This window comes from Mycobacterium sp. smrl_JER01 (genome assembly GCF_048513595.2).
In the GTDB taxonomy this organism is placed as follows: domain Bacteria; phylum Actinomycetota; class Actinomycetes; order Mycobacteriales; family Mycobacteriaceae; genus Mycobacterium.
This window is the reverse complement of record NZ_JBLXXK020000001.1, coordinates 4,824,433-4,848,820: the sequence shown is the minus strand read 5'-3', so window position 1 is coordinate 4,848,820 and position 24,388 is coordinate 4,824,433. Positions and strand designations below refer to the sequence as shown.

Here is a 24,388-nt window from a genome sequence, read left to right as displayed (position 1 = left end):
CGTGAAAGCCAGCGTGAAAGCCGGTGCGCCCGTGAGTGTCTGGCCCCGCCTGGATAGGCGCCCGGCCAGATCGTCAGGCCAGATCGTCAGGCCATCGCCGGATTAGCGCTGCCCGCCGCTAGAGCGGACGCCGAGTAAGACGTCCTCCCATGCGGGCACGGCGGGCCGGCCCTTGCGTGGCCGCGGTGCCTTGGCGGCCGGAGCGGGTTCGGGTGCTTCGACGGGCTCGGGTGCTTCCACGGGTTGGAATGCTTCGACGGGTTGCGGGGCCGACTCGTGTTCGTCGTGTTCGGGTTCTCCGAGCGCCAGCTGGGCGACCGGGGCCAGCGGCCGCAGCGGTCGGGCGAAATTCGGGTCGATGAGTTCAGTGGCGGCGTCGTCGAGCGCGGTGACGGTCCCGCCATGCGCGCCGGGCGTGAAGCGAAAGTGTGCCTGCAGATCCGATCGGCCGGCGGTCCACGCCAGCTGCACCGTCCACCGGCTGTCTTCGTTCCGCCACGCATCCCAGTTCGTGTGATCGGGGTCCAGGCCGCGGGCGATCAGCGCCCCGGTGACCGTCTCCAACAGCGTCAGCACCGACGGTCCGTCGGTGAGAACCGGGTGCGCCGCGGTGGCCAGCTCGGCAGCGCGGGCCCGCTCCAGCAGGACCGGGTGGGCGAATCGCTCCACCCGGGCGATGTCGACACCGGCGGACGCGGCGACCTGCTCGACTGACGCACCGGCTCGGATCTTCGACTGGATATCTCTGGGACGCAGCAACGTGGGGACCTCGACATCGATCGATGTTTGATTCGAGCCGGCCCGGTCGCCGCGCACGGCAGCCTTGAGCCGGTCGTCGGAGCGCAGCACGAACTTCTCGCCGGAGTCGCCTGCTTCGCAGATGATGCGTTTGCCGTCGACATCGAGTCCGACGACCCTGAGTTCCCGCATTGCGACCTCCTCCGGGCCGGCCTAGCCCGATACGCAGGTCACCCTACTGCGTTATCAGTCCGTAACCGGGGTGACACGCGGCAGTCGGTCAGAGCCGTTCTCGGTGGGATGTCGCGGCTAAAGCCGCTCACCGCAGAATGTCGCGGCTAAAGCCGCTCACCGCAGAATGTCGCGGCTAAAGCCGCTCCACCACAAAGTCGACACAGGCCGTCAGGGCGCTCACATCGTCGGGCTCGACTGCGGGGAACATGCCGACGCGCAGCTGGTTGCGGCCCAGTTTGCGGTATGGCTCGGTGTCGACCACGCCGTTGGCCCGCAGGATCTTCGCCACCGCGGCGGCATCCACGTCGTCGGAGAAGTCGACGGTCCCGACGACCGCCGAACGCAGCGCGGGGTCGGCCACGAAGGGTGTCGTGAACGACGCCGCCTCGGCCCACGAATACAGCCGCGAGGACGACTCGGCGGTCCGCGTGACCGCCCAGTCCAGCCCGCCGTTGCCGAGTAGCCATTCGATCTGCTCGGCGAGCAGGATCAGCGTCGCGATCGCCGGGGTGTTGTAGGTCTGGTTTTTCACACTGTTGTCGATGGCGATCGGCAGTGACAGAAACTCCGGCACCCAGCGGCCGCCGGCCGCGATGGCGTCGACCCGGGCCAGTGCGGCGGGGGACAGGATCGCGATCCACAGGCCGCCGTCGCCGGCGAAATTCTTCTGTGGCGCGAAGTAGTAGGCGTCGGCCTCGGTGATGTCGACGGGAAGACCACCCGCGGCGGAGGTGGCGTCGATGGCGACCAGCGCGTCTCCGGAGCCCTCGGGGCGCACCACCGGCACCGCGACACCCGTGGACGTCTCGTTGTGGGCCCAGGCGATGAGGTCCACCGAAGGGTCTGACTGTGGCGTGGGCGCACTGCCCGGGTCGGCCTTGATCACGACGGGATCGCCGACGAACGGGTTCTTGGCCACGGCCGAGGCGAACTTCGCGCTGAACTCGCCGTAAGTCAGGTGCAGTGAGCGCTTGTCGACAAGCCCGAACGCGGCGGCGTCCCAGAAGGCGGTGGACCCGCCGTTGCCGAGGACCACCTCGTAACCCTCGGGCAGCGAGAACAGCTGTCGGAGTCCGTCGCGGACGCGCCCGACGAGGTTCTTGACCGGCGCCTGCCGGTGCGAGGTGCCGAACACGTCGCCGGCCGCGGCGAGCGCCTGCAGCTGTTCGGGCCGGACCTTCGAGGGCCCGCAGCCGAAGCGTCCGTCGGCGGGCTTCAGGTCAGAGGGGATGGTCAGGTTCTCGGCCATGGCCCAAGCCTAGAACCGCCGGTCGTGACCGCGGGCGCCGGTCCCGCGCGCGGGAGCGCGGCCGCCACGTACTGTGGTCCACACCACATGTGATGTGGATAACCCGGCTGACGCACAATGCGGAAAAGGCGCTGGTTAATTCCTGGGACCGTGGGTACTGTATTTGGACAGCGAGCATGCGAATGTAAACCTCACGCACGGGCAGAGAGGCTCCACGATGGCTGTCAAGGAAGCACGAACCAAGGTCGTCCGTCGGTGGCGCAAGAACATGGACGTCTTCGACGACATGGACTACGTGAACACCCTGCAGACCTTGTCCGAGGGTTCGGTGCGGCGAAATTTCAATCCGTACACCGATATCGACTGGGCTTCGCCCGAGTTCGCGGTGGTCCCGAACGACGAACGCTGGATCCTGCCGGCCACCGACCCGATCGGCCAGCACGAGTGGTACCGGTCGCAGCCCATCGAGCGCCAGATCGAGATCGGTATGTGGCGCCAGGCCAACGTGGCCAAGGTTGGCCTGCACTTCGAGTCGATCCTGATCCGCGGCTTGATGGAGTACGCGTTCTGGACGCCGAACGGCTCCCCGGAATACCGCTACTGTCTGCACGAGGCGGTCGAAGAGTGCAACCACACGCTGATGTTCCAAGAGATGGTGAACCACATCGGCGCCGACGTGCCTGGCATGCCACGGCTGCTGAAGTGGATCCAGCCCGTCATCCCGCTGGTGGCCGGACCGCTGCCGATCCCGTTCTGGTTCGGCATCCTCGCCGGTGAGGAACCCATCGACCACACGCAGAAGAACGTGCTGCGCGAGGGCAAGTCGCTGCACCCGATCATGGAGCGGGTCATGGCAATTCATGTCGCCGAGGAGGCGCGGCACATCTCGTTCGCGCACGAATACCTGCGTAAGCGTGTTCCGCACCTGCCGCGCCGCAAGCGGTTCTGGCTGTCGATCTACGTGCCGCTCGTGATGCGCGTGCTGTGCTCGGCGATCATCGTGCCGCCGCGCGCGTTCTGGAAGGAATTCGACATCCCGCGGTCGGTGCGCAAGGACATCTTCTTCCGTTCACCGCAGTCGCGGCAGATGCTGCGCGACATGTTCGGCGATGTCCGGATGCTGGCCACCGACACCGGGCTGATGAATCCGGTCGCCAAACTGATGTGGCGGATCTGCCGAATCAGCGGTAAGCCCAGCCGCTACCGCAGCGAGCCCGCCCGCGCGCACGTGGTGACCGCGGCCTGACGGCCCGGAGGCTCCCGACATGCCCCACGTGATCACCCAGTCGTGCTGCAGCGACGGGTCGTGTGTCTACGCATGCCCGGTGAACTGCATCCACCCCTCGCCCGACGAGCCGGGCTTCGCCACCGCCGAGATGCTCTACATCGATCCTGTCGCGTGCGTGGACTGCGGGGCGTGTGTTTCGGCGTGCCCGGTCGGGGCCATCGCGCCGGACTCGCGGCTCGAATCTGCGCAGCTGCCGTTCATCGAACTCAACGCCGCGTTCTATCCCAAGCGCGAGGGCAAGCTACCGCCCACGTCGAAGCTGGCGCCGGTTCTTGAGGCGCCGGTCGTGCACCCGCGAGCGGGCGGCCCGCTTCGGGTCGCGATCGTCGGCTCCGGCCCGGCCGCGATGTACGCGGCCGACGAACTACTCACCCAGCCGGGTGTGCGGGTCAATGTCTTCGAGAAACTGCCGACGCCGTACGGATTGGTGCGCGCCGGTGTGGCGCCGGACCATCAGAACACCAAGCAGGTCACGAGACTGTTCGACAAGATCGCCGACCGGGCCGAGTTCTCGTTCTACCTCAACGTCGAGGTGGGTGCGGACCTGACTCACGACGAACTTCTGGAACATCACCACGCCGTGCTCTACGCGGTCGGCGCTCCGGACGACAAACGGCTCGACGTCGAGGGCGTCGGCCTGCCGGGCACCGCGACGGCCACCGAGGTTGTCGCCTGGTACAACGGGCATCCGGACTTCGCCCGGCTGAGGGTCGATCTCAGCGGTGAGCGGGTGGTGATCATCGGCAACGGCAACGTCGCACTCGATGTGGCGCGAGTCCTGACGACCGATCCGAACCTGTTGGCGCGCACTGATATCGCCGATCACGCCCTGAGCGCGCTGCGGCGTTCCCAGGTACGCGAAGTGGTGATCGCCGCCCGGCGCGGACCTGCGGACTCGGCGTTCACGCTGCCTGAACTGATCGGTCTGACCTCGGAGTGCGAGGTGGTGCTCGACGCGGCCGATCACGACCGCGTGCTCGCCGACCTGGCCGAGGTCACCGACCCGCTGACCCGCAACAAGCTTGAGGTCCTCTCGAAGCTCGGCGATGCGTCCGCGCCGCTGACGCGGCCGCGCATCCGGTTGGCCTACCGGCTCACCCCGCAGCGCGTACTCGGCGAGGATCGAGTCGATGGGGCTCGGTTCGCCGTGACCGGCAGCGACCAGACCTGTGACCTCCCCGCCAGCCTGGTACTGACGTCGATCGGCTATCGCGGTACGCCGATCCGTGGACTGCCGTTCGACGACACGGCCGCCGTGGTCCCCAACGACGCCGGCAGGGTGGTCGATTCGGAGAGCGGCCTGCCGGTACGTGGAAGCTATGTCGCCGGGTGGATCAAGCGTGGACCGACGGGATTCATCGGCACCAACAAGTCGTGTGCCGCCGAAACGGTGCACACCCTGGTCGGTGACTACAACGCCGGTCTGCTCGCCGACCCGGTGCACAAACCGGCGGCACTGCACCGTTTCGTGCGGGGCAGGCAACCGAGGGTGATCGACACCGACGGCTGGAAAGCCATCGACGAGGCCGAGGTTGCCCGCGGTGCCGGCCTGCGGCCGCGCGCCAAGTTCACCTCGGTCGCCGAGATGGAACAAGCCGCCACCGCGGCCGGCCCGGCGCCGATTCATCGGCGGCTGTTGGCAACCCTGCGGCGCTGAGCGGTTATTCAGCCCAGATCTGCAGCACGCTGACGTAGGGCGCCGGCTGCACGGAGAGCTTGCCGACGTACGGGTGCTCGAGCGCGAAGATCAGGTACATCACGAACGACAGCAGCGCCGCAGTCAGCCCGACGCCGGCGATGTGCACCAGCCGATCCCGGGTTCCGGACAGAAACGTGAACGTCATGACCACGCCGCCACCGCCCACGAGCAACACCCACAGTTCACCGGGCACCGACGCATCACTGGTCGACACCCGCATCTTGCGGAATGCGGTGAGGTCATTGAGTCGCACGATCGCGTGGTCGAAGAACGCGATCTCGTTACGGGTGACGGGCTGCACCTGCAGGTAGCTGTCCCACACCGCGATCAGCTCGTCGGACTGCTCGGCGACCTGCTCGCCGTGGCGCATCCGCGGAAACTCGCTGTCGACCACGCTCCGGGTGTAGGCGACCAGGCTCCGTTCCACCTCTGACCTGGACTCCGGTGGCAGCGCCGCGGAATCGCGGAGCAGATCGGCGATGGCCGCGGCCTCGTGTCCACTTGCGTCCTCGGCATCGCTGAACTGTTCCCATACGACGACCACGACGAAAGCCACGAGCACCGCGTACAGGGTGCCCGCGAGCTGGAACATGGTGGCCGATACCGCGTGCCCGTGCTCCAGGCGCGACGGCCCGACGACCCTGCGGAACAGCAGCAGACCGCCGACGGAGATGCCGACGACGACGGAGACCCACAGTGCGCCGAGGATCGGAGGGGGTATCTGAAGAAGCCACAGCACGGAGCAGTTACCTCGCATCTGATGCGCGCGTTCGCGGCGCAGCCCGGCAATTATCACCGCGTGAGGATGCTCACCACCGCCAACACACCGGAGGAAATGCAGGCGCGCCCGAGGTTTTCGCCAAACCGGCAACCGGTACCAGCTCTCGGCGGTATGCAGAACGCATGAATTCTGCGCAGTGCGTGGGCCGCGTCGGAGCACTGGCGGTCGCGCTCGGGGTCGGGGCCGCGGTGTTCACCGGGTCGGGTATGGCGTGGGCGACCGAGGACGCCGCGGGCGCAGGCACGTCGGAATCCGAGCCGGCGAGGCCGGATCCCGGCGGTGACGACGCGTCGTCCTCGGGATCGTCACCGGCCAGAGAGGTCGATGCCGGCAGGGATGCAGGGGACGTCGAGCAGGAGGGGGACCTCGACGAGGACGGGGATGCCGGGGACGTCGGCGACCCTGAGACGTCCGACCCTGGCGGTGCGGGCACCGTCGACGACAACGCCGCCGAAGCAGCCCCGGGCACCGACACCGACGTTCCTGCGGCGGGCGTAGGAGCCGATCCGGGAGTGACCCGCGAGCAGGACCGCATCCCCACCGGAGCCGAAGGCGGTGTCCACACCGGAGCCGAAGGCCGAAACGTCTCCGGATACCGGGACGAGGGGGCTCCCGCGGCCGACGCGGCTCCGGAGCCGGCCTCGGCCGGCGTTGAGGTGGTCGACCCTGCGACGGACTCGGTTGCGGTGCAACGCCTCACCACCGAACCTGAAGAGGTTCTCGCCGCCGCTGCCGTCGCACCGCCGAAGGTGCCGTCCTGGCGGCCCTGGCCAACCGCTTTCGACCTGCGAACCGGGGTGACCTACGTGGTGGACCTGGTCCGCAGCTTTGTCCGGGCGCTGTTCAGCCCGTTCGCCGCGGGCCCACCACCGAAACCCCCGGCCGACCCGTCAGGGTGGGCGCTGCTGGCGTGGGTGCGGCGAGAGTTCTTCAACCGCACGCCCCGACCTGTCGAGAATCCGCTACCGCACACTCAGAGCCTGACCACCGACGGCGGTGTCGTGATCACTGGCAACGTGGGCTTCGAGGATCCCGATGGCGACGCACTGACCTACGCCGTGATCGGTCGGCCACGCAACGGCGGCGTCGTCACGGTGGACTCCGAAGGGAACTTCGTCTACCGACCGATGAACGCGATGGCGGCGGTCGGAGGAACGGACACGTTCACCGTCGCGGTCAGCGATGAGGATGACGGACTACATGTGCACGGTCTGTTCGGATGGCTGCGCTTCGTCCCGATTCTCGGTAGCTTCCTCAAGCCCGGCGGTGGACACGCCCGCTCCACGACGATCACCGTCCGTGTCGAACCGGTCGAGGGCATCGATCTCTCCCTGCCCGACGGCTTCCGCTGGGGTGTGGCGCATTCCGGGTTCCAGGCCGAAGGTGGACCGGGATCGCCGGTGGACACCCGATCGGACTGGTACCGCTGGGTGCATGATCCGATCAACAGATTGCTGGGTTTGGTCAAGGGCGTTCCGGAGAACGGACCGGGAGCCTATGTCTCCTACGCCGACGACGCCCGTCTGGCTCGGGACGAGCTGGGTGTGAACACCTTCAGGATGAGCATCGAGTGGAGCCGGATCTTCCCGAATTCCACTGCGGCGGTCGATATCTCCGATGAGGGCGGGGTGCTGAGCCTGGCCGACCTGGAAGCCCTCGACGCATTGGCCGACCAGAACGAGGTGGCTCACTACCGGGCGATGTTCGCCACGCTGCGCCAGCACGGTCTGGACCCGTTCGTCACGGTCAACCACTTCACGCTGCCGGTATGGGTGCATGATCCGGTCGTCGCGCGGCCGCTGATCCAGTTGGGTCTGCCGGCGCCCGCGGCCGGTTGGTTGTCATCGAACACGGCCGGGGAGTTCGAGAAGTACGCCGCCTACGTCGCGTGGAAGTACGGCGATCAGGTCGACAACTGGGCCACCCTCAACGAGCCGTTCCCGCCGGTGCTCACCGAATTCCTGGCGATCCCGTGGGTGGTGCCGAACTGGCCGCCCGGGGTGATCCGGCCGGATCTGGCGTCGACGTTCCTGGTCAACCAGGCCATCGGCCATGTCAGGGCCTACGACGCGATCCACGCCTGGGATACCACCGCGGCGACGGCGGGCGGCCCGGCCGCCTTCGTCGGATTCACCCACAACATGATTCCGGCGCGACCGGCCAATCCGGTCAACCGGCTCGACGTGGAAGCCGCCGACGCGTGGAATCACTACTACAACCGGTGGTTCCCCAACGCGGTGATCGACGGCTGGGTCGACGCGAACTTCGACGGGGTCAAGACCGCCGACGAGATCCATCCGGACATGGTCGGCAAGGTCGATTTCCTGGGCGTCCAGTACTACGGATCGCAGCCCATGGTGGGCTTCGGGATCGCCCCGGTGCCGGGCTTCCCGTTTCTGCGCGGATTCCCGATTCGATGCTCGGCCAAGGAACCGACGTGCAGCGACTTCAACCAGCCCACCGACCCCGGCGGTTTTCGGGAGGTGCTCGAACTCGCTTCGTCCTACGGGAAACCGCTGTGGGTCACCGAGAACGGAATCGCCGACGGTGACGACTCGAAACGGCCGTCCTACATCGTCAATCACCTCGCGGTGGTACAGGATCTGGTAGCCCACGGGATGGACATCCGGGGGTACACCTACTGGTCCTTCGTCGACAATCTCGAGTGGTCCGAAGGTTATGAGTTGCAGTTCGGGCTGTACGGGTCAGATCCGAAAACTCCTGAATTGGAGCGCATTCCGAAGCCGGACAGCATTGCCGCGCTGAGCGGCATCACCCTGGCCAACGGTCTGCCGGTACCGCTGCTGCAGGCTTACATCCCCTGACCGTCGCTCGCCATCTGGGTAGTCAGCTCGGCCATGTCCACCTCGCGGACCGTCTCGGCCAGTGACCACAGGTGGCCGAACGGGTCGCGCACCACGCCGTAGCGGTCACCCCAGAACTGATCTTCGAGCGGGTTCACCACCGTGGCACCGGCGTCGAGCGCCCGCGCGAAACGTGCCTCGACGTCGGGGCCGTGCAGGTGGAGGGTCACCGCGGAACCGCCCAGCGCGGCGGGCGTGCTCGACTTGCCGCAGTTGAACTCGGGGAAGTCGTCGTTGAGGAACACCTGGGCGCCGTTGATCCGCATGCAGGCATGGATCAACTTCCCGCCGGGGCCGGGAATGCGCGTCATCTCCTCGGCATCGAAGGCCTTGGCGTAGAAGTCGAGCGCCGCCGCGGCATCGTCGACGACCAGATGGGGAACCAGCATCGGTCGGTTGGCTTCTTCGTTCACGGCCATGGTTACTCCTCGCGGTAGGTGGACTGCCGGTACAGACCCGACCTCGCTCAGAAACTCATCGCACGCCAGGGTTCGGGGTTCTCAGACCACGGAGAACCCGGGAGGCAGCCCGCCGCGACCGGTCAGCGCGACCAGCATCGTCGATGCGTGTCCGAGCGCCACACCGATGCGGACCGCCAGCAGCGTCGCCTCGGTCAACACCTCGTCGGGAGGTTCGACGGCCAGGCCGACGGCGCGTCCGATGTCGAGGCCGTGTACCGCCAGTTCGAACGTCCGGGTCGGCAGATAGCTGCTGAGCCGGATTCCCAGACCGCCGATGACCTGGATCAGCGGGTCGTCGACGACGGCCAGATCGGCGCGCACCCGCGACGCCAGCACCTCGATCGCGGCGGCGGGGTCCGCACCGAGATCACGACCTGCTTGCCGTCCGCGCTCCACGATGGCCGCCGCGCCTGCGCTGGCGGAATAGTCTCGGATCTGGACGTAGTAGTCGGCCGCATCGGCGACGTCCTGGTGGCGGGCCGGTGTCTTGAGGTATGTGCTGACCGTGACGAGTGAGCGCGACGTGTGACCGACCAGGTCCCGGACCGTCCACTCGCCCAGGCCGGGGGCGTCCCACCGGTCGGCGGGGATCTGCCGAACCAGCGTCGCGAAATGGTCGGTGGCCGCGAGGAACACCGCACGGGTGGCGGCGTCCGTCATCGCCGGGGGAGCAGGTCCCAGCCTTCGACGGACTCGGGACTGCGGGGTTCGGGGCCGACGTAGATCGCCGACGGCCGCACCAGCTTGCCGAGCCGCTTCTGTTCCAGGATGTGGGCACACCAGCCCGCGGTGCGACCGCAGGTGAACATCGCCGGCATCATCGTGGGCGGCACCTTGGCGAAGTCGAGGATCACCGCCGCCCAGAACTCGACGTTGGTCTCGATGGCGCGGTCAGGTCGGCGCTCGCGCAGCTCGGCCAATGCGGCCTGCTCGAGTGCGGCCGCCACCTCGTACCGCGGCGCCCGGAGCCGTTCGGCGGTTGCCCGCAGCACCCGCGCCCGCGGGTCCTCGGCGCGGTAGACCCGGTGGCCGAAACCCATCAACTTCTCGTTGCGGTCCAGAATGCCCCGCACCACGCCGCGGGCGTCGCCGGTGCGCTCGGCCTCCTCGACCATCGGGATGACCCGGGCCGGTGCGCCGCCGTGCAGCGGTCCGCTCATCGCGCCGATCGCCCCGGACAGGGCGGCCGCCACATCTGCCCCGGTGGATGCGATGACCCGGGCCGTGAACGTCGAGGCGTTCATTCCGTGCTCGGCGGCGCTCACCCAGTAGGCGTCGATCGCCTCGATGTGCCTCGGATCGGGCTCGCCCTGCCATCGGGTCATGAAACGTGCTGTCACGGTGTCACATTCGTCGACGGTGCGCTGGGGCACGGCCGGCTGGTAGATGCCGCGGGCCGACTGGGCGACGTAGGACAGGGCCATGACCGAGGCGCGCGCGAGCTGGTCGCGTGCGGTGTCGTCGTCGATGTCCAGGATCGGCGCATAGCCCCAGATGGGTGCGAGCATGGCCAGCCCGGCCTGCACGTCGACCCGGACGTCGCCGCTGTGAATCGGCAGTGGGAACGGTTCGGCGGGCGGCAGGCCACGGCCGAACCGGCCGTCCACCAGCAATCCCCACACATCGCCGAAGGTGACCCGGTGCGACACCAGATCCTCGATGTCGACGCCGCGGTAGCGCAGCGCGCCACCGTCCTTGTCGGGTTCGGCGATCTCGGTCTCGAACGCCACCACCCCGGCCAGCCCCGGGGCGAAATCCTTAGGCACCGCAGTCATGCGCAGATTGTCGCACCCGCCTGCGGCGTACCGTGTGGCGCGTGGGCACTTCTGATCACCTGGCGCGGATGCGCGTCGAGTACGGGTCGGCAGAGAAAGACGGCAGTGGTGACCTGGACGCCGACTGGCTGGAGGCCGGATGGGTCGCGCTGCTGAACCGGTGGATGTCGGAGGCAGAGCAGGCCGGGGTCGCCGAACCCAACGCGATGGTGGTCGGCACCGTCGACGGGCAGGGCAGACCGGTCACCCGGAGCGTGCTGTGCAAGAGCGTCGCGGAATCCGGGCTGTCGTTCTACACCAACTACGGGTCCGACAAAGGTGACCAGCTGGCCGCCATCCCGTATGCGTCGGCGACGTTCCCCTGGTACCTCCTGGGCCGTCAGGTCCACGTGCGTGGCGCGGTCACCAAGGTCTCGCCGGACGAAACGGCCGAGTACTGGCGCAAGCGGCCGCGCGGATCGCAGCTGGGCGCGTGGGCGTCGCAGCAGAGCAAGCCGATCGCGTCGCGGGAGGCGCTGATGCGCCAGCTGGCCGAGATGACCGAACGCTTCGCCGGCGTCGACGAGATCCCGGTACCGCCGCACTGGGGTGGCTATCTGATCGCCGCGGAGGTGGTCGAGTTCTGGCAGGGCCGGGAGAACCGGGTGCACAACAGGATTCGCCTCCGCGACGGGCGCATTGACCGACTCCAGCCCTGAGTCGCGTTTGCCGCCACCCGGTCGCCGGCTCGGCCCCAGGCCCGGTCCAGGCGTGCCCTGGCGCGTCTCCGCCGCCGGGGTCTCGCCGTCGGGGACGGCTCTAACGTGCCATTTCCGCTGCTGTGTGATGGCGCGGCGGGATAGCATCCGGGTCGTGGGGAACACGGGGGGAGAGCCAGTTCTCGGTTTGCGCGAGCGCAAGAAGCGCCGCACCCGCGCCACCCTCATCGACGCCGCTGCCGGGCTGTGCGACCGGCAGGGGTTCGATGCCACCACGGTCGACCAGATCGCCGCGACCGCCGACGTGTCACCACGGACGTTCAGCCGCTACTTCGCGACCAAGGATGCGATCGCGATGGCGCTGGTCGACGAGGTCCTCGAACATACGGCCACCGAGCTTGCCCGCCAGCCCGACCATCTGTCCCATCTGGATGCGTTGCGGTGCGCCTACGTGGCGATGGCCGAGGCGACGAAGTTCGCGCCGGCCGGAGGGTTCACCTCGGAGCGGCTACTGCGGACCGTACGGATCACGATGTCGTCGCCCGCGTTGCGGCAGGCCGCCGTCGAGTTCCGGGCCAGCGCCGTCGACGAGGTGGTCGCACAGCGAATGGGAACCGCGGTCGATGACCGCCGGGTCAGGCTTCTGGCTGCGGTGTGGGCGGCACTGGTGTTCACCGCGCTGCAGGATCTCGGGCCTCCCGCGCGGGTGCACGACCCGATGACCGTCGACGATGTCATCGTCGCTTTCGAGGCCGCCTATGTGGAGTTCACCGGGGAAATCGCCGGCGTCGGGCAGCCGGTCTGAAGCAGTAGCCGCCCCCCGCGGGCGTGGCTGCTGCAATGCGACTACCTTCTGTAGACAGACTCCGGGAGTTCAGCGAAATACCCGACAGACATGAAGGGATCCCAGTGGCCGATAACGCCGAAGCCGGGCAGGAGCACGCGACGCTGGTTTACCCAGGCGGCGAGCTCGAACTCGACATCGTCAAAGCTTCCGAGGGTGCCGACGGCATCGCGCTGGGTTCGCTGTTGGCCAAGAGCGGCTACACCACCTTCGACGGCGGTTTCGTCAACACGGCGTCGACCAAAAGCGCGATCACCTACATCGACGGTGATGCAGGAATCCTGCGCTACCGGGGCTACCCGATCGAGCAGCTGGCCGAGAAGTCGACGTTCATCGAGGTCAGCTACCTGCTGATCTACGGCGAGCTGCCGACTGCCGACCAGCTGGAGAAGTTCACCACGCAGATCCAGCGGCACACCCTGCTGCACGAGGACCTGAAGCGTTTCTTCGACGGTTTCCCGCGCAACGCGCACCCCATGCCGGTGCTGTCCAGTGCGGTCAATGCGCTCAGCGCCTACTACCAGGACTCGCTGGACCCGTTCGATCCGCACCAGGTGGAGCTGTCGACCATCCGGTTGCTGGCCAAGCTGCCGACCATCGCGGCGTATGCGTACAAGAAGTCCGAGGGCCAGCCGTTCCTGTACCCGGACAACTCGCTGACCCTGGTGGAGAACTTTCTGCGCATGACGTTCGGTTTCCCGGCCGAGCCCTACGAGGTCGATCCCGAGATCGTGCGGGCGCTGGACATGCTGTTCATCCTGCACGCCGACCACGAGCAGAACTGCTCGACCTCGACGGTGCGGCTGGTGGGCTCGTCGCAGGCGAACCTGTTCACGTCGATCTCGGGCGGTATCAACGCATTGTGGGGTCCGCTGCACGGCGGCGCGAACCAGGCCGTGCTGGAGATGCTGGAGAAGATCCGCAAGGGTGATGACGACGTCGCGACGTTCGTCAAGAAGGTCAAGAACCGCGAGGACGGCGTCAAGCTGATGGGCTTCGGTCATCGCGTGTACAAGAACTACGATCCGCGGGCGCGGATCGTCAAGGAGCAGGCCGACAAGATTCTGGGCAAGATCGGCGTCAAGGACGAGCTGCTCGACATCGCCAAGGAACTCGAGGAGATCGCGCTGACCGACGATTTCTTCGTCGAGCGCAAGCTCTACCCGAATGTGGACTACTACACCGGGGTGATCTATCGGGCCATGGGCTTCCCGACGCGGATGTTCACGGTGCTGTTCGCGTTGGGCCGGTTGCCGGGCTGGATCGCGCACTGGCGCGAGATGCACGGTGAGCCGAACAAGATCGGCCGGCCGCGCCAGATCTACACCGGCTACACCGAACGCGACTACTCCGACCTCACCACCCGCTGACCAACCGGCGAGCGTGCGTGTCTGCAGCAGACACGCCGCGGTGCGGGGCCAATTTCACGCACGCTCGTGGCCGATAAATGTCACAGTCGCGCCACTTGCCCCGCTGACGATTGTAGTTTCACAATAGTTGTGTGAATACAACCGTCAGTTCGATGACGCCCAGGCGCAAGGCCATCATCCTGGTGTCCTGCTGCCTGAGCCTGCTCATCGTGTCGATGGACGCCACCATCGTCAACGTCGCGATCCCGTCGATCCGCCGGGACCTGTCTGCGACACCTGCTCAGATGCAGTGGGTGGTCGACATCTACACCCTGGTGCTGGCGTCGCTGCTGATGCTCGCCGGGGCCACCGGCGACCGGTTCGGTCGCAGGAGGGTCTTTCAGACCGGGCTCGCGGTGTTCGCGCTCGGATCGCTGGCCTGCAGTCTGGCGCCCACCATCGACACTCTCATCGGTGCCAGATTTCTGCAGGGTGTCGGCGGATCAATGCTCAATCCCGTTGCCTTGTCCATCATTTCGCAGATATTCAAGAAACCGGTGGAACGCGCCCGGGCATTGGGCATCTGGGGCGGGGTGACGGGTATCTCGATGGCGGCCGGACCCATCGTGGGCGGATTGCTGATCGAAACCGTGGGCTGGCGCTCGGTGTTCTGGATCAACCTGCCCATCTGCGCGGTGGCCATCCTGCTCACCGCGGTGTTCGTGCCGGAATCCAAATCGGCGACCATGCGCAACGTCGATCCCATCGGCCAGGGCCTGGCCATCCTCTTCCTGTTCGGGACCGTGTTCGCCCTCATCGAAGGCCCGGTGCTCGGCTGGACCAATCCGCGCGTGATCGCCATCGGAGTCATCGCCCTGGTCGCGCTGCTCGCATTCCTGCGGTTCGAATCCCGCCGCCACGACCCGTTCCTGGATCTGCGGTTCTTCCGCAGCATCCCGTTCACCACCGCAACCGTCAACGCGGTCAGCGCCTTCGCCGCTTGGAGTGCGTTCCTGTTCATGATGTCGCTGTACCTGCAGGGTGAGCGCGGCTTCTCGGCGATGCACACCGGCCTGATCTATCTGCCCATCGCGGTGGGCGCGCTACTGTTCTCCCCGCTGTCGGGCCGGCTGGTGGGGCGCTACGGGGCGCGACCGTCGCTGGTGGTGGCCGGTGTGATGATCACCGCGGCCGCGACCATGCTGACCTTTCTGACCGCGACGACGCCGGTGTGGTGGCTGCTGGTGATCTTCGCGGTGTTCGGCATCGGCTTCTCGATGGTCAACGCACCGATCACGAACGCCGCGGTGAGCGGGATGCCGCTGGACCGGGCCGGAGCCGCCTCCGCGGTGACGTCGACGAGCCGCCAGGTCGGGGTGAGCATCGGTGTGGCACTGTGTGGTTCGCTTGCAGGCTCGGCGATGACCTCCGGCGGTGCCGACTTCGCGACGGCCGCGCGGCCGCTGTGGTTCGTCTGCATCGCGCTGGGGCTGGTGATCCTCGGGGCCGGACTGTTCGCGACGTCCAGACGGGCCGTGCGCTCGGCGGAGAGGCTGGCCCCGCTGGTGTCGGGCACGGCGGAACCGGTCGGTGGTGCCCATGTCCGGTAATCCGCTCGCCGACGCAGTCTGGGGTGACCTGGCGGCGTTCGTGCACAATCACCGGGACGGCTGGAAAAGGGCGGTCGTCGAGCGATCCGGACTGCCGTTCAGTCGAATTCGCATCCTGACCCGGCTGCGTCCTGCGCCCATGACGGTCAAGGAACTCGCCGCGGCCGCGACCATCGACGCGCCGGCCGCCACGGTGGCGGTGAACGACCTGGAGGATCGCGGACTGGTGATCCGCCAGGTGGACCCGGACAACCGTCGGTGCAAGACGGTATCGCTGACCGCGGCGGGGCGTGCGGTGCTCGACGCCGTCGACGCCGTGCATGATCCGGCCCCCGAGGGGCTGGCCGCGCTCTCGGAGGATGAACTGATGGCCCTCAAGGCGATCCTCGACAAGCTCGGCTAAGTCTCCAGCACCGCCATCGCCGCATTGTGGCCGCCGATTCCTGACACGGCCCCGCCGCGGCGCGAGGCCGATCCGCACACCAGGATCCGGTCGTGCGCTGTGGACACCCCCCAGCGTTGCGCCGGTGTCGCAAGCTCGTCGTCGTCCTCGGCGAACGGCCACGACAACGCACCGTGGAAGATGTTGCCGCGGGTCATGCCCAACGCGTCGTCCAGATCGGACGTCGTCTTCACCTCGAGGCACGGCCGGCCGGCCGAATCGGCCATCAGCACGTCTTGAACAGGTTCAGCGAGAACGGAATTCAGTGATTCCAGGACTGCCGTGGTCAGGGTGTCGCGGATCTGGTCGGAGCTCGCCGGGGACATCAGCTGGTGGGGGGTGTGCAGACCGAACACCGTCAGGGTGTGTGCGCCTGCCCTCCGCAACGATTCGGACAGGATCGTCGGGTCGGCCAGGGAGTGGCAGTAGATTTCGCACGGCAACGGATCGGGCACCGAACCTGCGCTCGCCTGCCGGTGGGCGGTGTCGAGCTGGCGATAGGTCTCGTTGATGTGAAAGGTGCCGCCGAATGCCTGCTCCGCGGTGACGCTCTCGTCGCGCAACCGTGGAAGCCGGGTCAACATCATGTTCGCCTTGACCTGCGAGCCGGGCGCCAGCTCCGGCTCCGGCTCACCGAGTAGGCGCGCCAGCACTGCGGGTGTCACGTTGGCCAGTACGTGCTCGGCGACGACCTCGTGCTCGGCACCGGCGTGCCGGTAGCGCACCTCGCCGTCCGGGTTGACGGCGTGAACCTCGGCCTCGGTGACGATCTCGGCGCCGAACCCGGTGGCGGCGGCGGCCAATGCTCCGCTCACCGCCCCCATGCCGCCGATCGGCACATCCCAATCCCCGGTACCGCCGCCGATCAGGTGGTAGAGCAGGCACCGGTTCTGAACCAGCGAATCCTCGTCGAGACGGGCGAACGTCCCGATCAGCGCGTCGGTCGCCATCACACCACGCACCAGATCGTCGTGCACGGACGACGTGATGGCCTCGGCGATCGGCCGCTCGACGATCCAACGCCATGCTGTCTGCGCGTCCAGATCGCCGCCGCCCACCACGGTCCGGCGCACCTGGGAGCGGGTGCGCAGCGGTTCGGTCACGGTGGGCCAGAGCTGTGCGGTCAGTGCCCGGCAGCGCCGGTAGAACTCGACGAACCCGGCCTCGTCGTCGGCTGCCCCGACGGCCGCGAAGGTCGACCGGGGGCCGATCAGCAGGCCGGTGCGGCCGCCGTCGTCAGGGTGGGGCGTGTAGGACGAATAGCGTCGACGTGCCAGCCTGACCCGGGCGCCGAGATCGTCGGCGATGCGCCGCGGCAACAGACTCACCAGGTACGAGTACCGCGAGAGTCGGGCATCGATTCCGTCGAACGCATACGTCGAGACGGCGGCACCGCCGACGTGACCGAGACGTTCCAGCACCAGCACGCGGCGGCCGGCCTGGGCCAGATAGGCCGCCGCGACCAGTCCGTTGTGCCCGCCGCCGACGACGACGGCATCGAACCGTGCGTTGCGCATGGGCTCAGTGTGCCGTGCCTTCAGGCCCGCGTTCCGGCTTCCGCGCATGCCCATTGCGCCGACTCGGTGTCTTCGTTGACCTGCCCGGCGGCCGCGTTGAAGCGGTCTACGTCGGCGTGCAAACCCATCAGCACGAGTAGTTTCGTCGCGGACAGTGCCCATGACCGCATCGGCGCGGCGATCTGCGGTGCCAGCCCGGGTGTCCGCGATGCCGCCAACGCCGTGCTCACCGCCGCTCGGAGTCCGGTCCGACCGTCGGTGTTGGTGGCGGCCACGAGCGGGTCGGAGTAATCGGGGCGCGCATCTCCGAGGGCGATCACGTTGGCGAACCCGGAGTAGGTCAGCGACGCGAGATCGAGGGCGCGCGCGAATTGCGTACATGCCGCGACGGCCTCCGGAGCCGCCTGTTCGGGCTGCGCCGCCGCGGTCGGCCCGGCCGCCAAGAAGCAGCACAGCACCGCTGCGGCGGTGAGCATGCGGACCCCCGGAATGGCCGGCCTCCTGCCCTCGGACCCGAACGGAGATCCACCATCGGCGCCCAAGCCGTCGTGTCGGTGAACTCCGGGTGATGTGCAGGAGTCGTGAGAGAGGCCGTCGGATGCACAAAAGCCGGGCGGACAATTCTCCCTCCGTTTGCTGCCCGGAAACCCCTTAGCGTGATCATTCAACAGAATTGACGTCTCGGAAGGCGCTACTGGATGCGAATATCGTCGCTCGTGCTCGCAGCGATCTGCGTGCTCGTCCCACTGGTCGCGACGCCGCACGGTGTTGCGCAGCCGGCCGCCGACCCCGGGGTGGATGCCGCAATCGACGTGGGGACGCCGCCGCCCCCATCGCCGGCAGCTGTTCCGTCGTCGGCCGCGGGATATCTCGTCACTCCCGACGGCTGGGAACTGACCGCGGCGGCCAAGGATGAGACTCAGGAAGCGGTGGCTCCGCTGACGACCGCGCTCACCACGCGCGAGTATCTGGTGGGAGGAACGTTCACCGGAAGTGTGAAGGGAGCCGGGAGTACCGAGCTGTCCGGCGGCTCCCTGGTGGTCGGGTATCGCATCGGCTGCGGCATCATCGGCGGGCCGGTGGAGTTGTTCGGCACCGTGGGCGCCAACCCCAACATCGGGCCCAACGCGGTCCTCGGCGCGGTGGAATTCCCCATCAACGGGCAGGCGAAGATCAATCTGCGGCCCGGAACCGTCACCCTGGTTCCTGTCGGGGAGAAGAGTTTCAAGGGTGGCGACGTCCGGGTGACGGTGACGGGTTTCCGGGTGAAGATCGACGGCTGCGTCGGACAGTCGTTCCTCCAGTCGTATGCGACGTTGACCAGTTCCACGACGGACACATCGGACATCGTCACCTACGCCGGCCAGGTCAAGGTGGTGTGAGTTGAAAGCTCATCGGCATGCGTTATCGTCTGTATTCCTGTTGTGCGCGTTGCTTTTTGCGGCCCAGTCGGCGCAGGCGTCGGCACAGCCGGACACCACCCTGGTGCAGCCCGTCGCCGACATCCCGATGCCGGCCGGTCCGGTTCCCTCGGGGCCCGCGGGTGTCGTCGTCACACCGGACGGGTGGGAGTTGACGGTGGCGGCGCGCGATGAGTTCCAGGTGCCGGTGGCTCCGTTGACGACGGCCCTGTCCTCGCGCGAATACCTGGTGGCCGCCACCTTCACCGGCAGCGTGCAGGGGTCCGGTACCAGCACTCTCGAGGGCGGCACGCTCGAAGTCGGATACCAGATCGGGTGCGGAATCAGCCTCAACGTCGTCAAGCTCAACGGGTCGATCGGCATCACCCCCTCGGTGACACCAACCGGGTTGGGCAACACCAGAATTCCGGTCACCGCGCAGATCGAGGTGTTCCCGCAGCCCGGTGAGGTCATCACCGTTCAACTGACCCAGAAAGACTTCGAGGGCACCGACCCGAGGGTGACGGTCAAAGATGTGCACGTCAAGATCGACGGCTGTATCGGCCAGTCGTTCCTGCGTTCGTATGCGATCCTGACCAGCTCGACGGACACCGCCGACGACATCGTCGCCTATTACGGCGTCGCGAAGGCGGTATGACGGGCTATGAGGCGGTATGAGGCGGCGCGGCGGATCCCGGTGACTCGGCTGATCTCGGCGGTCGGCACGGTGGGTTGTGCTCTGACGGTGGCGGCAACCGCTCACGCGCAGCCGCCACCGCCACCGCCGTCACCCGCTCCGCCGGCGGCCAACCCGCTGTTCCCGTTGGCGCAGAACGGATCCCCGGTCACGGTCGGAGGGCTACCCGCCATGCCCGACCTGTCCGGGCAGACGGGGAACGAATTCGTCCTCGGTCAGCACGCGGTCCCGTCGGTCCCGGGCGCGGCGCCGGCAACTCCACCGCACCTGAACCCGTTCAACAACCAATACCTGCTGCCGCAGTACCTGGTGCCTTCGGCGCCGGGAACCGGAGAGTTGTTCGGTATCGCGCCCGGCCAGGAGAACGCCGACATCACCGGCGTCGACTACCTCAGGCGGCTGTACGAGAGCTACCGCGCCGGTGGTCTGGAAGGCGGGCTGCTGGGCCGCCGCCCGGTGGACCAGGTGGGAAAACCGTTGGAGACAAACCCGTGAGGACGTCATGACCGTGCGCGCATTGTCCCGCTCCGCCGCTGTCGCGGCATCGACGCTCTGCCTGGTTGTCACACCGGTGGCACCGATTACCGCTGCAGCACAACACCTCACATCCTCGGCGCGGCCGGCGCTCGCGGCACACACGTTGCCGATCGTCGCAGCGGCACAGCCGCGGCCGGTACCGGATGATCCGGCATCCGCGCGGTCGGCAACCCCCCGGGTGGCCGCGGCCACCCCGATCGAGTTCGCGAATGCGGCCGCGGCCGCCGCGTATCTCGCATTCGCGGTCCCGTCGCTGCTGTTCACGGTTCCGCTGCAACTGCTCACCGGTCAGCGGTCCGCGGTGGTGACCTCGCTCAACAACATCATCACCGCGGTGAACACCATCCTGGCCCTGGTGGGACGCTCCATCCCGCCGATCCCGACCGGCGCACGCGCGTCTGCCGGCGATGTCCGGTCCGCGGCGCTGGTTTCCGACGACGATCCCGACCGTCCTGGCGCCGGGGCTCCCGACGCCGGCGAAACCACGGACGACGCGGTTGGTTCCGCCGATGTCCCCGGTAACACCGAGAGCGACACCGACAGAGGCACCGCCACACCGGGGCCCGGCCCCGACACCGGCCCGGGCCCCGCTCACGACGACACCGCTCACGACGACGGCGGTCACGACGACGGCGAACCGGCGTCCGTCGACGACGCCGTCGTGCCCGAACCGGAAACCGTCGAGGACGATCACGACGTGGTATCTGCGCAGGAAACCGATGGCGACGCGACCGCGGCGCCTGAGCACCCGGCCACGACCAGCCCGGACGGTAACGAGGACGTCGCGTCCGGCGACGACAATCACGGAAGGCCTGACTCAACCGGTGCGGATGAGTCACCGTAACCGGGTGACCGGTGTGATCAGAGGAGATGAGATGGCACGCTTACCGTGGTGTGCGGCAGTGGTCCTGGCCGGTGGGCTGAGCGTGTCCGCGCTGGCGGCGCCACTCGCGCTGGCGGACCCGGTACTCCCGGTCGCCGGCTCCCAATCGCCGGGCGAGACGATCCGCGAACTGACCAATCAAGGGTTCGACGTGCAGATCAACTGGGTCGCGGGATACCCGTCGAACATCCCGCTGTCCCAGTGCACCGTCACCCGCATCGACACCTCGGCGCCGCCGGCGGCCTACGTGTCGGTCAACTGCCCCCCGGACGGATCGCAGTAGGTCAGTTCAGGTATCCCTCGACCTCGTCGGCGGGGCGGACCTGGGCTTCGCGCGGGTCACCGCCGGCTTCGCGCAGCGCTCGGCGCTGGCGTAGCAGATCCCAGCACTGGTCGAGCTGAACTTCCACGGCGCGCAGCCGCCGGTGTTCTTCCGACTCGTCGATATCGTGGTGCTGCAGCTTCGCGCGGAGGTCCTTTTCCTCCGCGACGAGCTCATTCACCTGGGCAAGGATGTCTTCGTCATTGGCCACGCCCACCAGTGTGCCCCGTTCCGCCCGACGCCACTCCGTAGAACGCGGACGGCGCGGCCGAGGGCCCGGTCGACCGACTGAGACAGCTGAGCCGAGACGTCTATGGTGAGCGCATGGCTACCAAACCCGAGATCGAATTTCCCGACGGCCCGGCTCCCACGGATCTGGTGATCGAAGACATCATCGTCGGCGAGGGCGCCGAGGCGGTCCCGGGAGCCAAGGTCGAGGTCCACTACCTGGGCGTCGAGTACGACAGCGGAGAAGAGTTCGACAGCTCCTGGAACCGCGGCGAGTCGATCGAGTTCCCGCTGCGTGGCCTGATCCAAGGCTGGCAGGACGGCATCCCCGGGATGAAGGTCGGTGGGCGCCGCAAGCTGACGATCCCGCCGGAACAGGCGTACGGGCCCGCCGGCGGCGGGCACCGGCTGTCGGGCAAGACACTGATCTTCGTCATCGACCTACTTGCCACCCGCTGACGGGAACTAGCGCGGTCCGGGCAGGCGCAGCAACAGTCTTGCCCCGCCCAGCGGGCTGGCTTCCAAGGATGCGGTTCCACCGTGCAGTTCGGCCTGCTGAGCCACCAACGCCAGACCCAGGCCCGAACCTGAGTGCGACGCTGTCGACCCCCGGGAGAAGCGGTCGAACACGACCCTGCGTTCCTCCTCGGGAACCCCGACCCCGTCGTCGTCGATGGCGATCTCCACACCTTCACGTGAGCTGACCGCCGACAACTGCACACGTCCCGCGCCGCCGTGCTTGACGGCGTTGGCGATGGCGTTGTCCACCGCCAGCCGCAGGCCCGCGGGCAGCCCGACGATGATCACCGTCGGGGCAGGAACCAATGACACCTCCAGGTCGGGGTAGACGCGCATGGCGTCATGCGCCGCCCGGTCCAGCAGCTCGGTGATGTCGACCGGCACGTGGTCATCTTCGGTGGACAGCTCACCCTGGGCGAGGCGCTCCAGCGCGCCCAGCGTCGCCTCGATCCGTGACTGGGTGCGGATGACGTCGCTGACGACCTCTTTGCGGCCCTCCTCGGTCAGGTCGAGCGTCGCCAGCACTTCCAGATTGGTGCGCATCGCGGTCAGCGGTGTCCGCAGCTCGTGCGCGGACACCGAGGCGAAGTCCCGCGCCGAGGCCAGCGCGGCCTTGGTGCGGTCCTGCTCCTCCCAGACCCGCTCGACCAGGCCTTTGATCGCGTCGGCGATCTCGACGGCCTCGGTCGCCCCGCGGATGTCGATGTCGGGTGCTTCGTCGCCGGCATCGATCTGGCGGGTCTGCTGGGCCAACCGCTTGAACGGCCGTACCGCGAATGCCGCCAGCAGCCAGCCCCCGAATGTCGCGGCCCCGACGGCGAGCGTGCAGATGATCAGCACCCGGCGGTGGAGGTTGTTGGTGTCGGCGATCGTCGCGTCGTAGGTGGCCCCGACGGCGACCGACATCGGTTCGGGGGTGGACAGCTGAACCGTGCGCACCCGGTAGTGCACGCCGTCGACCGAGGTGTCGGCGTAGCCGGGTTCCAGCTCCGGCAGCACCACATTGGAGTTCGACGTCACCTGTCCGCCTCTGCGGACGGTGATGACCGCATCCTGGTCGTTCGGCGACTGCGGAATCTCATCGAGTCCGCGGGGCAGGAACGGGATCGCGAAACCTGCTGCCTCGTCGAGGCGACGATCCAGACGCTCCTTGCGGTCGTTGGTGATGCCGACCCACACCACCGTCCCCACGATGCCGACGACGATCGCGGCGGCGATCGCGGTGGCGAACGCGACCCGCGTGCGCAGCGACGGTGTGCGGCGGAAGACGCGGGACAGCGCCATCACGGCTGTCTGTTCTTCGCGCAGGCGCTCATCGGAGTTCTCTGTTCTTCGCGCAGGCGCTCATCGGAGTTCTCTGTTCTTCGCGCAGGCGCTCATCGGAGTTCTCTGTTCTTCGCGCAGGCGCTCATCACGGCCTACTGCTGCCTCAGCACGAATCCCACGCCGCGCACGGTGTGCAGCAGTCGAGGTGCGCCGTTGGCCTCCAGTTTGCGACGAAGGTAGCCGATGAAAACGTCGACGACGTTGGTGTCGGCGGCGAAGTCGTACCCCCACACCAGCTCAAGCAGCTGAGCGCGGGAGAGCACTGCGGTCTTGTGCTCGGCCAATACCGCCAGCAGGTCGAACTCGCGCTTGGTGAGGTCGACGTCGACGCCGTCCACCCGCGCGCGCCGGCCCGGGATATCGACTTCCAGCGGACCCACCGTGATGGTCTCCGACGAGAAGGTCGCAGTCGACCCACGCCGACGCAGCAGCGCTTTGACCCGCGCCACCAGTTCGGCCAGCACGAACGGTTTGACCAGGTAGTCGTCGGCGCCGGCCTCCAGCCCGGCCACCCGGTCGTCGACCGACGATCGCGCCGACAGCACACAGACCGGCACATCGTTGTCCATCGCTCGTAGCGCTGTCACCACGGACACCCCGTCGAGCACCGGCATGTTGATGTCGAGGACGATCGCGTCCGGCCGCGTCTCGGTGGCGCTGCGCAGCGCTTCGGCTCCATCGACGGCGGTGAAAACGTCGAATCCGGACAGGCGCAGCCCGCGCTCGAGGGAGGCGAGGACGTCGGGATCATCGTCGACCACCAGCACCCGGGGCGAACCCACACCACTGTCCATGCACGCAATCTTGCCTGATGAAGCGGAGCCGTCGTGGGAGGCGCTGCCCGTTGATTGCGTCCGGAACGGGCGTCGGGCACGGCCCGGACCCCCGGGAAGGCATTGACCTCAAGAATTGTTGAGGTCCTACGGT

The 24,388-nt window shown here is 67.7% G+C and carries 25 protein-coding genes; 14 read left to right on the top strand and 11 right to left on the bottom strand.

The window, feature by feature from the left end; translation table 11 throughout:
- Nucleotides 1-102: 102 nt before the first annotated feature.
- Together sepH and serC are read right to left on the bottom strand one after the other, a co-directional pair.
- Entirely contained in the window at nucleotides 103-930 is an 828-nt protein-coding gene (gene sepH / locus ACNUDN_RS22695; RefSeq protein ID WP_419123991.1) for a septation protein SepH, read from the bottom strand.
- Between the two features lie 175 nt (nucleotides 931-1,105).
- Nucleotides 1,106-2,221 (bottom strand): phosphoserine transaminase, encoded by a 1,116-nt coding sequence (gene serC / locus ACNUDN_RS22690; protein WP_419123990.1) that lies wholly within the window; start codon nucleotides 2,219-2,221, stop codon nucleotides 1,106-1,108.
- 217 nt (nucleotides 2,222-2,438) lie between these two features.
- Here serC and ACNUDN_RS22685 point away from each other — a divergent pair, with 217 nt between their 5' ends.
- Nucleotides 2,439-3,467: an AurF N-oxygenase family protein gene (locus tag ACNUDN_RS22685; RefSeq protein WP_419123989.1), complete on the top strand. Its 1,029-nt coding sequence runs from the start codon at nucleotides 2,439-2,441 to the stop codon at nucleotides 3,465-3,467.
- 19 nt (nucleotides 3,468-3,486) lie between these two features.
- A complete protein-coding gene (locus ACNUDN_RS22680) occupies nucleotides 3,487-5,166 on the top strand; it encodes an FAD-dependent oxidoreductase (RefSeq protein ID WP_419123988.1) in 1,680 nt (559 codons plus the stop codon).
- Nucleotides 5,167-5,170: 4 nt separating this feature from the next.
- Here the strand turns inward: ACNUDN_RS22680 and ACNUDN_RS22675 are convergent, their stop codons facing one another.
- A complete protein-coding gene (locus ACNUDN_RS22675; RefSeq protein ID WP_419123987.1) occupies nucleotides 5,171-5,947 on the bottom strand; it encodes a bestrophin-like domain in 777 nt (258 codons plus the stop codon).
- Nucleotides 5,948-6,111: 164 nt separating this feature from the next.
- On the opposite strand from ACNUDN_RS22675, the gene ACNUDN_RS22670 reads away from it, so the two are divergent.
- A complete protein-coding gene (locus ACNUDN_RS22670; RefSeq protein WP_419123986.1) occupies nucleotides 6,112-8,814 on the top strand; it encodes a family 1 glycosylhydrolase in 2,703 nt (900 codons plus the stop codon).
- Here the strand turns inward: ACNUDN_RS22670 and ACNUDN_RS22665 are convergent.
- From ACNUDN_RS22665 to ACNUDN_RS22655, 3 genes are all read right to left on the bottom strand, one after another.
- Nucleotides 8,802-9,272, bottom strand: a complete 471-nt coding sequence (locus tag ACNUDN_RS22665) for a VOC family protein (RefSeq protein WP_419123985.1) — start codon at nucleotides 9,270-9,272, stop codon at nucleotides 8,802-8,804. The genes ACNUDN_RS22670 and ACNUDN_RS22665 overlap by 13 nt on opposite strands.
- 81 nt (nucleotides 9,273-9,353) lie before the next feature.
- Nucleotides 9,354-9,974: a maleylpyruvate isomerase family mycothiol-dependent enzyme gene (locus tag ACNUDN_RS22660; protein WP_419123984.1), complete on the bottom strand. Its 621-nt coding sequence runs from the start codon at nucleotides 9,972-9,974 to the stop codon at nucleotides 9,354-9,356.
- Entirely contained in the window at nucleotides 9,971-11,089 is a 1,119-nt protein-coding gene (locus ACNUDN_RS22655) for a citrate synthase 2 (protein ID WP_419123983.1), read from the bottom strand. The genes ACNUDN_RS22660 and ACNUDN_RS22655 overlap by 4 nt, the downstream gene beginning before the upstream one ends.
- Nucleotides 11,090-11,130: 41 nt before the next feature.
- Between ACNUDN_RS22655 and pdxH the strand changes: the two genes are divergently transcribed.
- From pdxH to ACNUDN_RS22630, 5 genes are all read left to right on the top strand, one after another.
- The gene (gene pdxH, locus ACNUDN_RS22650; RefSeq protein ID WP_419123982.1) at nucleotides 11,131-11,787 is read left to right on the top strand and encodes a pyridoxamine 5'-phosphate oxidase; all 657 of its coding nucleotides are present in this window, start codon (nucleotides 11,131-11,133) and stop codon (nucleotides 11,785-11,787) included.
- Nucleotides 11,788-11,941: 154 nt separating this feature from the next.
- A complete protein-coding gene (locus tag ACNUDN_RS22645) occupies nucleotides 11,942-12,592 on the top strand; it encodes a TetR family transcriptional regulator (RefSeq protein WP_419123981.1) in 651 nt (216 codons plus the stop codon).
- A gap of 104 nt (nucleotides 12,593-12,696) precedes the next feature.
- On the top strand, nucleotides 12,697-14,001 hold the full coding sequence (locus tag ACNUDN_RS22640; protein WP_419123980.1) for a citrate synthase: 1,305 nt from the start codon (nucleotides 12,697-12,699) through the stop codon (nucleotides 13,999-14,001).
- Nucleotides 14,002-14,153: 152 nt separating this feature from the next.
- The gene (locus ACNUDN_RS22635; protein ID WP_419125271.1) at nucleotides 14,154-15,590 is read left to right on the top strand and encodes an MFS transporter; all 1,437 of its coding nucleotides are present in this window, start codon (nucleotides 14,154-14,156) and stop codon (nucleotides 15,588-15,590) included.
- The gene (locus tag ACNUDN_RS22630; RefSeq protein WP_419123979.1) at nucleotides 15,580-15,993 is read left to right on the top strand and encodes a MarR family winged helix-turn-helix transcriptional regulator; all 414 of its coding nucleotides are present in this window, start codon (nucleotides 15,580-15,582) and stop codon (nucleotides 15,991-15,993) included. The genes ACNUDN_RS22635 and ACNUDN_RS22630 overlap by 11 nt, the downstream gene beginning before the upstream one ends.
- On the opposite strand, the gene ACNUDN_RS22625 is transcribed toward ACNUDN_RS22630, so the two are convergent.
- Together ACNUDN_RS22625 and ACNUDN_RS22620 are read right to left on the bottom strand one after the other, a co-directional pair.
- Nucleotides 15,990-17,549: a phytoene desaturase family protein gene (locus ACNUDN_RS22625; protein WP_419123978.1), complete on the bottom strand. Its 1,560-nt coding sequence runs from the start codon at nucleotides 17,547-17,549 to the stop codon at nucleotides 15,990-15,992. The genes ACNUDN_RS22630 and ACNUDN_RS22625 overlap by 4 nt on opposite strands.
- A gap of 20 nt (nucleotides 17,550-17,569) precedes the next feature.
- Nucleotides 17,570-18,025, bottom strand: a complete 456-nt coding sequence (locus ACNUDN_RS22620) for an Rv2240c family protein (protein ID WP_419123977.1) — start codon at nucleotides 18,023-18,025, stop codon at nucleotides 17,570-17,572.
- 222 nt (nucleotides 18,026-18,247) lie between these two features.
- On the opposite strand from ACNUDN_RS22620, the gene ACNUDN_RS22615 reads away from it, so the two are divergent.
- Genes ACNUDN_RS22615 through ACNUDN_RS22595 form a run of 5 tightly spaced genes read left to right on the top strand, consistent with a single transcriptional unit; the run spans nucleotide 18,248 to nucleotide 21,349 of the window.
- A complete protein-coding gene (locus ACNUDN_RS22615) occupies nucleotides 18,248-18,931 on the top strand; it encodes an MspA family porin (protein ID WP_419123976.1) in 684 nt (227 codons plus the stop codon).
- Nucleotide 18,932: 1 nt separating this feature from the next.
- On the top strand, nucleotides 18,933-19,607 hold the full coding sequence (locus tag ACNUDN_RS22610; protein ID WP_419123975.1) for an MspA family porin: 675 nt from the start codon (nucleotides 18,933-18,935) through the stop codon (nucleotides 19,605-19,607).
- 6 nt (nucleotides 19,608-19,613) lie between these two features.
- On the top strand, nucleotides 19,614-20,141 hold the full coding sequence (locus tag ACNUDN_RS22605; RefSeq protein WP_419123974.1) for a hypothetical protein: 528 nt from the start codon (nucleotides 19,614-19,616) through the stop codon (nucleotides 20,139-20,141).
- Between the two features lie 7 nt (nucleotides 20,142-20,148).
- Nucleotides 20,149-21,027 (top strand): hypothetical protein, encoded by an 879-nt coding sequence (locus ACNUDN_RS22600; protein ID WP_419123973.1) that lies wholly within the window; start codon nucleotides 20,149-20,151, stop codon nucleotides 21,025-21,027.
- A gap of 31 nt (nucleotides 21,028-21,058) precedes the next feature.
- A complete protein-coding gene (locus ACNUDN_RS22595; protein ID WP_419123972.1) occupies nucleotides 21,059-21,349 on the top strand; it encodes a hypothetical protein in 291 nt (96 codons plus the stop codon).
- A 1-nt stretch (nucleotide 21,350) separates the two neighbouring features.
- Here the strand turns inward: ACNUDN_RS22595 and ACNUDN_RS22590 are convergent, their stop codons facing one another.
- Nucleotides 21,351-21,599 (bottom strand): DUF2630 family protein, encoded by a 249-nt coding sequence (locus tag ACNUDN_RS22590; RefSeq protein ID WP_419123971.1) that lies wholly within the window; start codon nucleotides 21,597-21,599, stop codon nucleotides 21,351-21,353.
- A gap of 113 nt (nucleotides 21,600-21,712) precedes the next feature.
- On the opposite strand from ACNUDN_RS22590, the gene ACNUDN_RS22585 reads away from it, so the two are divergent.
- Nucleotides 21,713-22,075, top strand: a complete 363-nt coding sequence (locus ACNUDN_RS22585) for an FKBP-type peptidyl-prolyl cis-trans isomerase (RefSeq protein ID WP_419123970.1) — start codon at nucleotides 21,713-21,715, stop codon at nucleotides 22,073-22,075.
- Between the two features lie 6 nt (nucleotides 22,076-22,081).
- Here the strand turns inward: ACNUDN_RS22585 and ACNUDN_RS22580 are convergent, their stop codons facing one another.
- Both ACNUDN_RS22580 and prrA read right to left on the bottom strand, forming a co-directional pair.
- Entirely contained in the window at nucleotides 22,082-23,422 is a 1,341-nt protein-coding gene (locus tag ACNUDN_RS22580) for a HAMP domain-containing sensor histidine kinase (RefSeq protein WP_419123969.1), read from the bottom strand.
- A 131-nt stretch (nucleotides 23,423-23,553) separates the two neighbouring features.
- Nucleotides 23,554-24,264, bottom strand: coding sequence for a two-component system response regulator PrrA (gene prrA, locus ACNUDN_RS22575; protein WP_419125270.1), 711 nt, complete (start codon nucleotides 24,262-24,264; stop codon nucleotides 23,554-23,556).
- Nucleotides 24,265-24,388: the final 124 nt, after the last annotated feature.

Coding starts and splice junctions, on each gene's coding strand:
- sepH (WP_419123991.1), bottom strand. CDS start 930: ATGCGGGAACTCAGGGTCGTCGGACTCGATGTCGACGGCAAACGCATC.
- serC (WP_419123990.1), bottom strand. CDS start 2,221: ATGGCCGAGAACCTGACCATCCCCTCTGACCTGAAGCCCGCCGACGGA.
- ACNUDN_RS22685 (WP_419123989.1), top strand. CDS start 2,439: ATGGCTGTCAAGGAAGCACGAACCAAGGTCGTCCGTCGGTGGCGCAAG.
- ACNUDN_RS22680 (WP_419123988.1), top strand. CDS start 3,487: ATGCCCCACGTGATCACCCAGTCGTGCTGCAGCGACGGGTCGTGTGTC.
- ACNUDN_RS22670 (WP_419123986.1), top strand. CDS start 6,112: ATGAATTCTGCGCAGTGCGTGGGCCGCGTCGGAGCACTGGCGGTCGCG.
- ACNUDN_RS22665 (WP_419123985.1), bottom strand. CDS start 9,272: ATGGCCGTGAACGAAGAAGCCAACCGACCGATGCTGGTTCCCCATCTG.
- ACNUDN_RS22660 (WP_419123984.1), bottom strand. CDS start 9,974: ATGACGGACGCCGCCACCCGTGCGGTGTTCCTCGCGGCCACCGACCAT.
- ACNUDN_RS22655 (WP_419123983.1), bottom strand. CDS start 11,089: ATGACTGCGGTGCCTAAGGATTTCGCCCCGGGGCTGGCCGGGGTGGTG.
- ACNUDN_RS22635 (WP_419125271.1), top strand. CDS start 14,154: ATGACGCCCAGGCGCAAGGCCATCATCCTGGTGTCCTGCTGCCTGAGC.
- ACNUDN_RS22630 (WP_419123979.1), top strand. CDS start 15,580: ATGTCCGGTAATCCGCTCGCCGACGCAGTCTGGGGTGACCTGGCGGCG.
- ACNUDN_RS22625 (WP_419123978.1), bottom strand. CDS start 17,549: ATGCGCAACGCACGGTTCGATGCCGTCGTCGTCGGCGGCGGGCACAAC.
- ACNUDN_RS22620 (WP_419123977.1), bottom strand. CDS start 18,025: ATGCTCACCGCCGCAGCGGTGCTGTGCTGCTTCTTGGCGGCCGGGCCG.
- ACNUDN_RS22615 (WP_419123976.1), top strand. CDS start 18,248: ATGCGAATATCGTCGCTCGTGCTCGCAGCGATCTGCGTGCTCGTCCCA.
- ACNUDN_RS22605 (WP_419123974.1), top strand. CDS start 19,614: ATGAGGCGGTATGAGGCGGCGCGGCGGATCCCGGTGACTCGGCTGATC.
- ACNUDN_RS22600 (WP_419123973.1), top strand. CDS start 20,149: ATGACCGTGCGCGCATTGTCCCGCTCCGCCGCTGTCGCGGCATCGACG.
- ACNUDN_RS22595 (WP_419123972.1), top strand. CDS start 21,059: ATGGCACGCTTACCGTGGTGTGCGGCAGTGGTCCTGGCCGGTGGGCTG.
- ACNUDN_RS22585 (WP_419123970.1), top strand. CDS start 21,713: ATGGCTACCAAACCCGAGATCGAATTTCCCGACGGCCCGGCTCCCACG.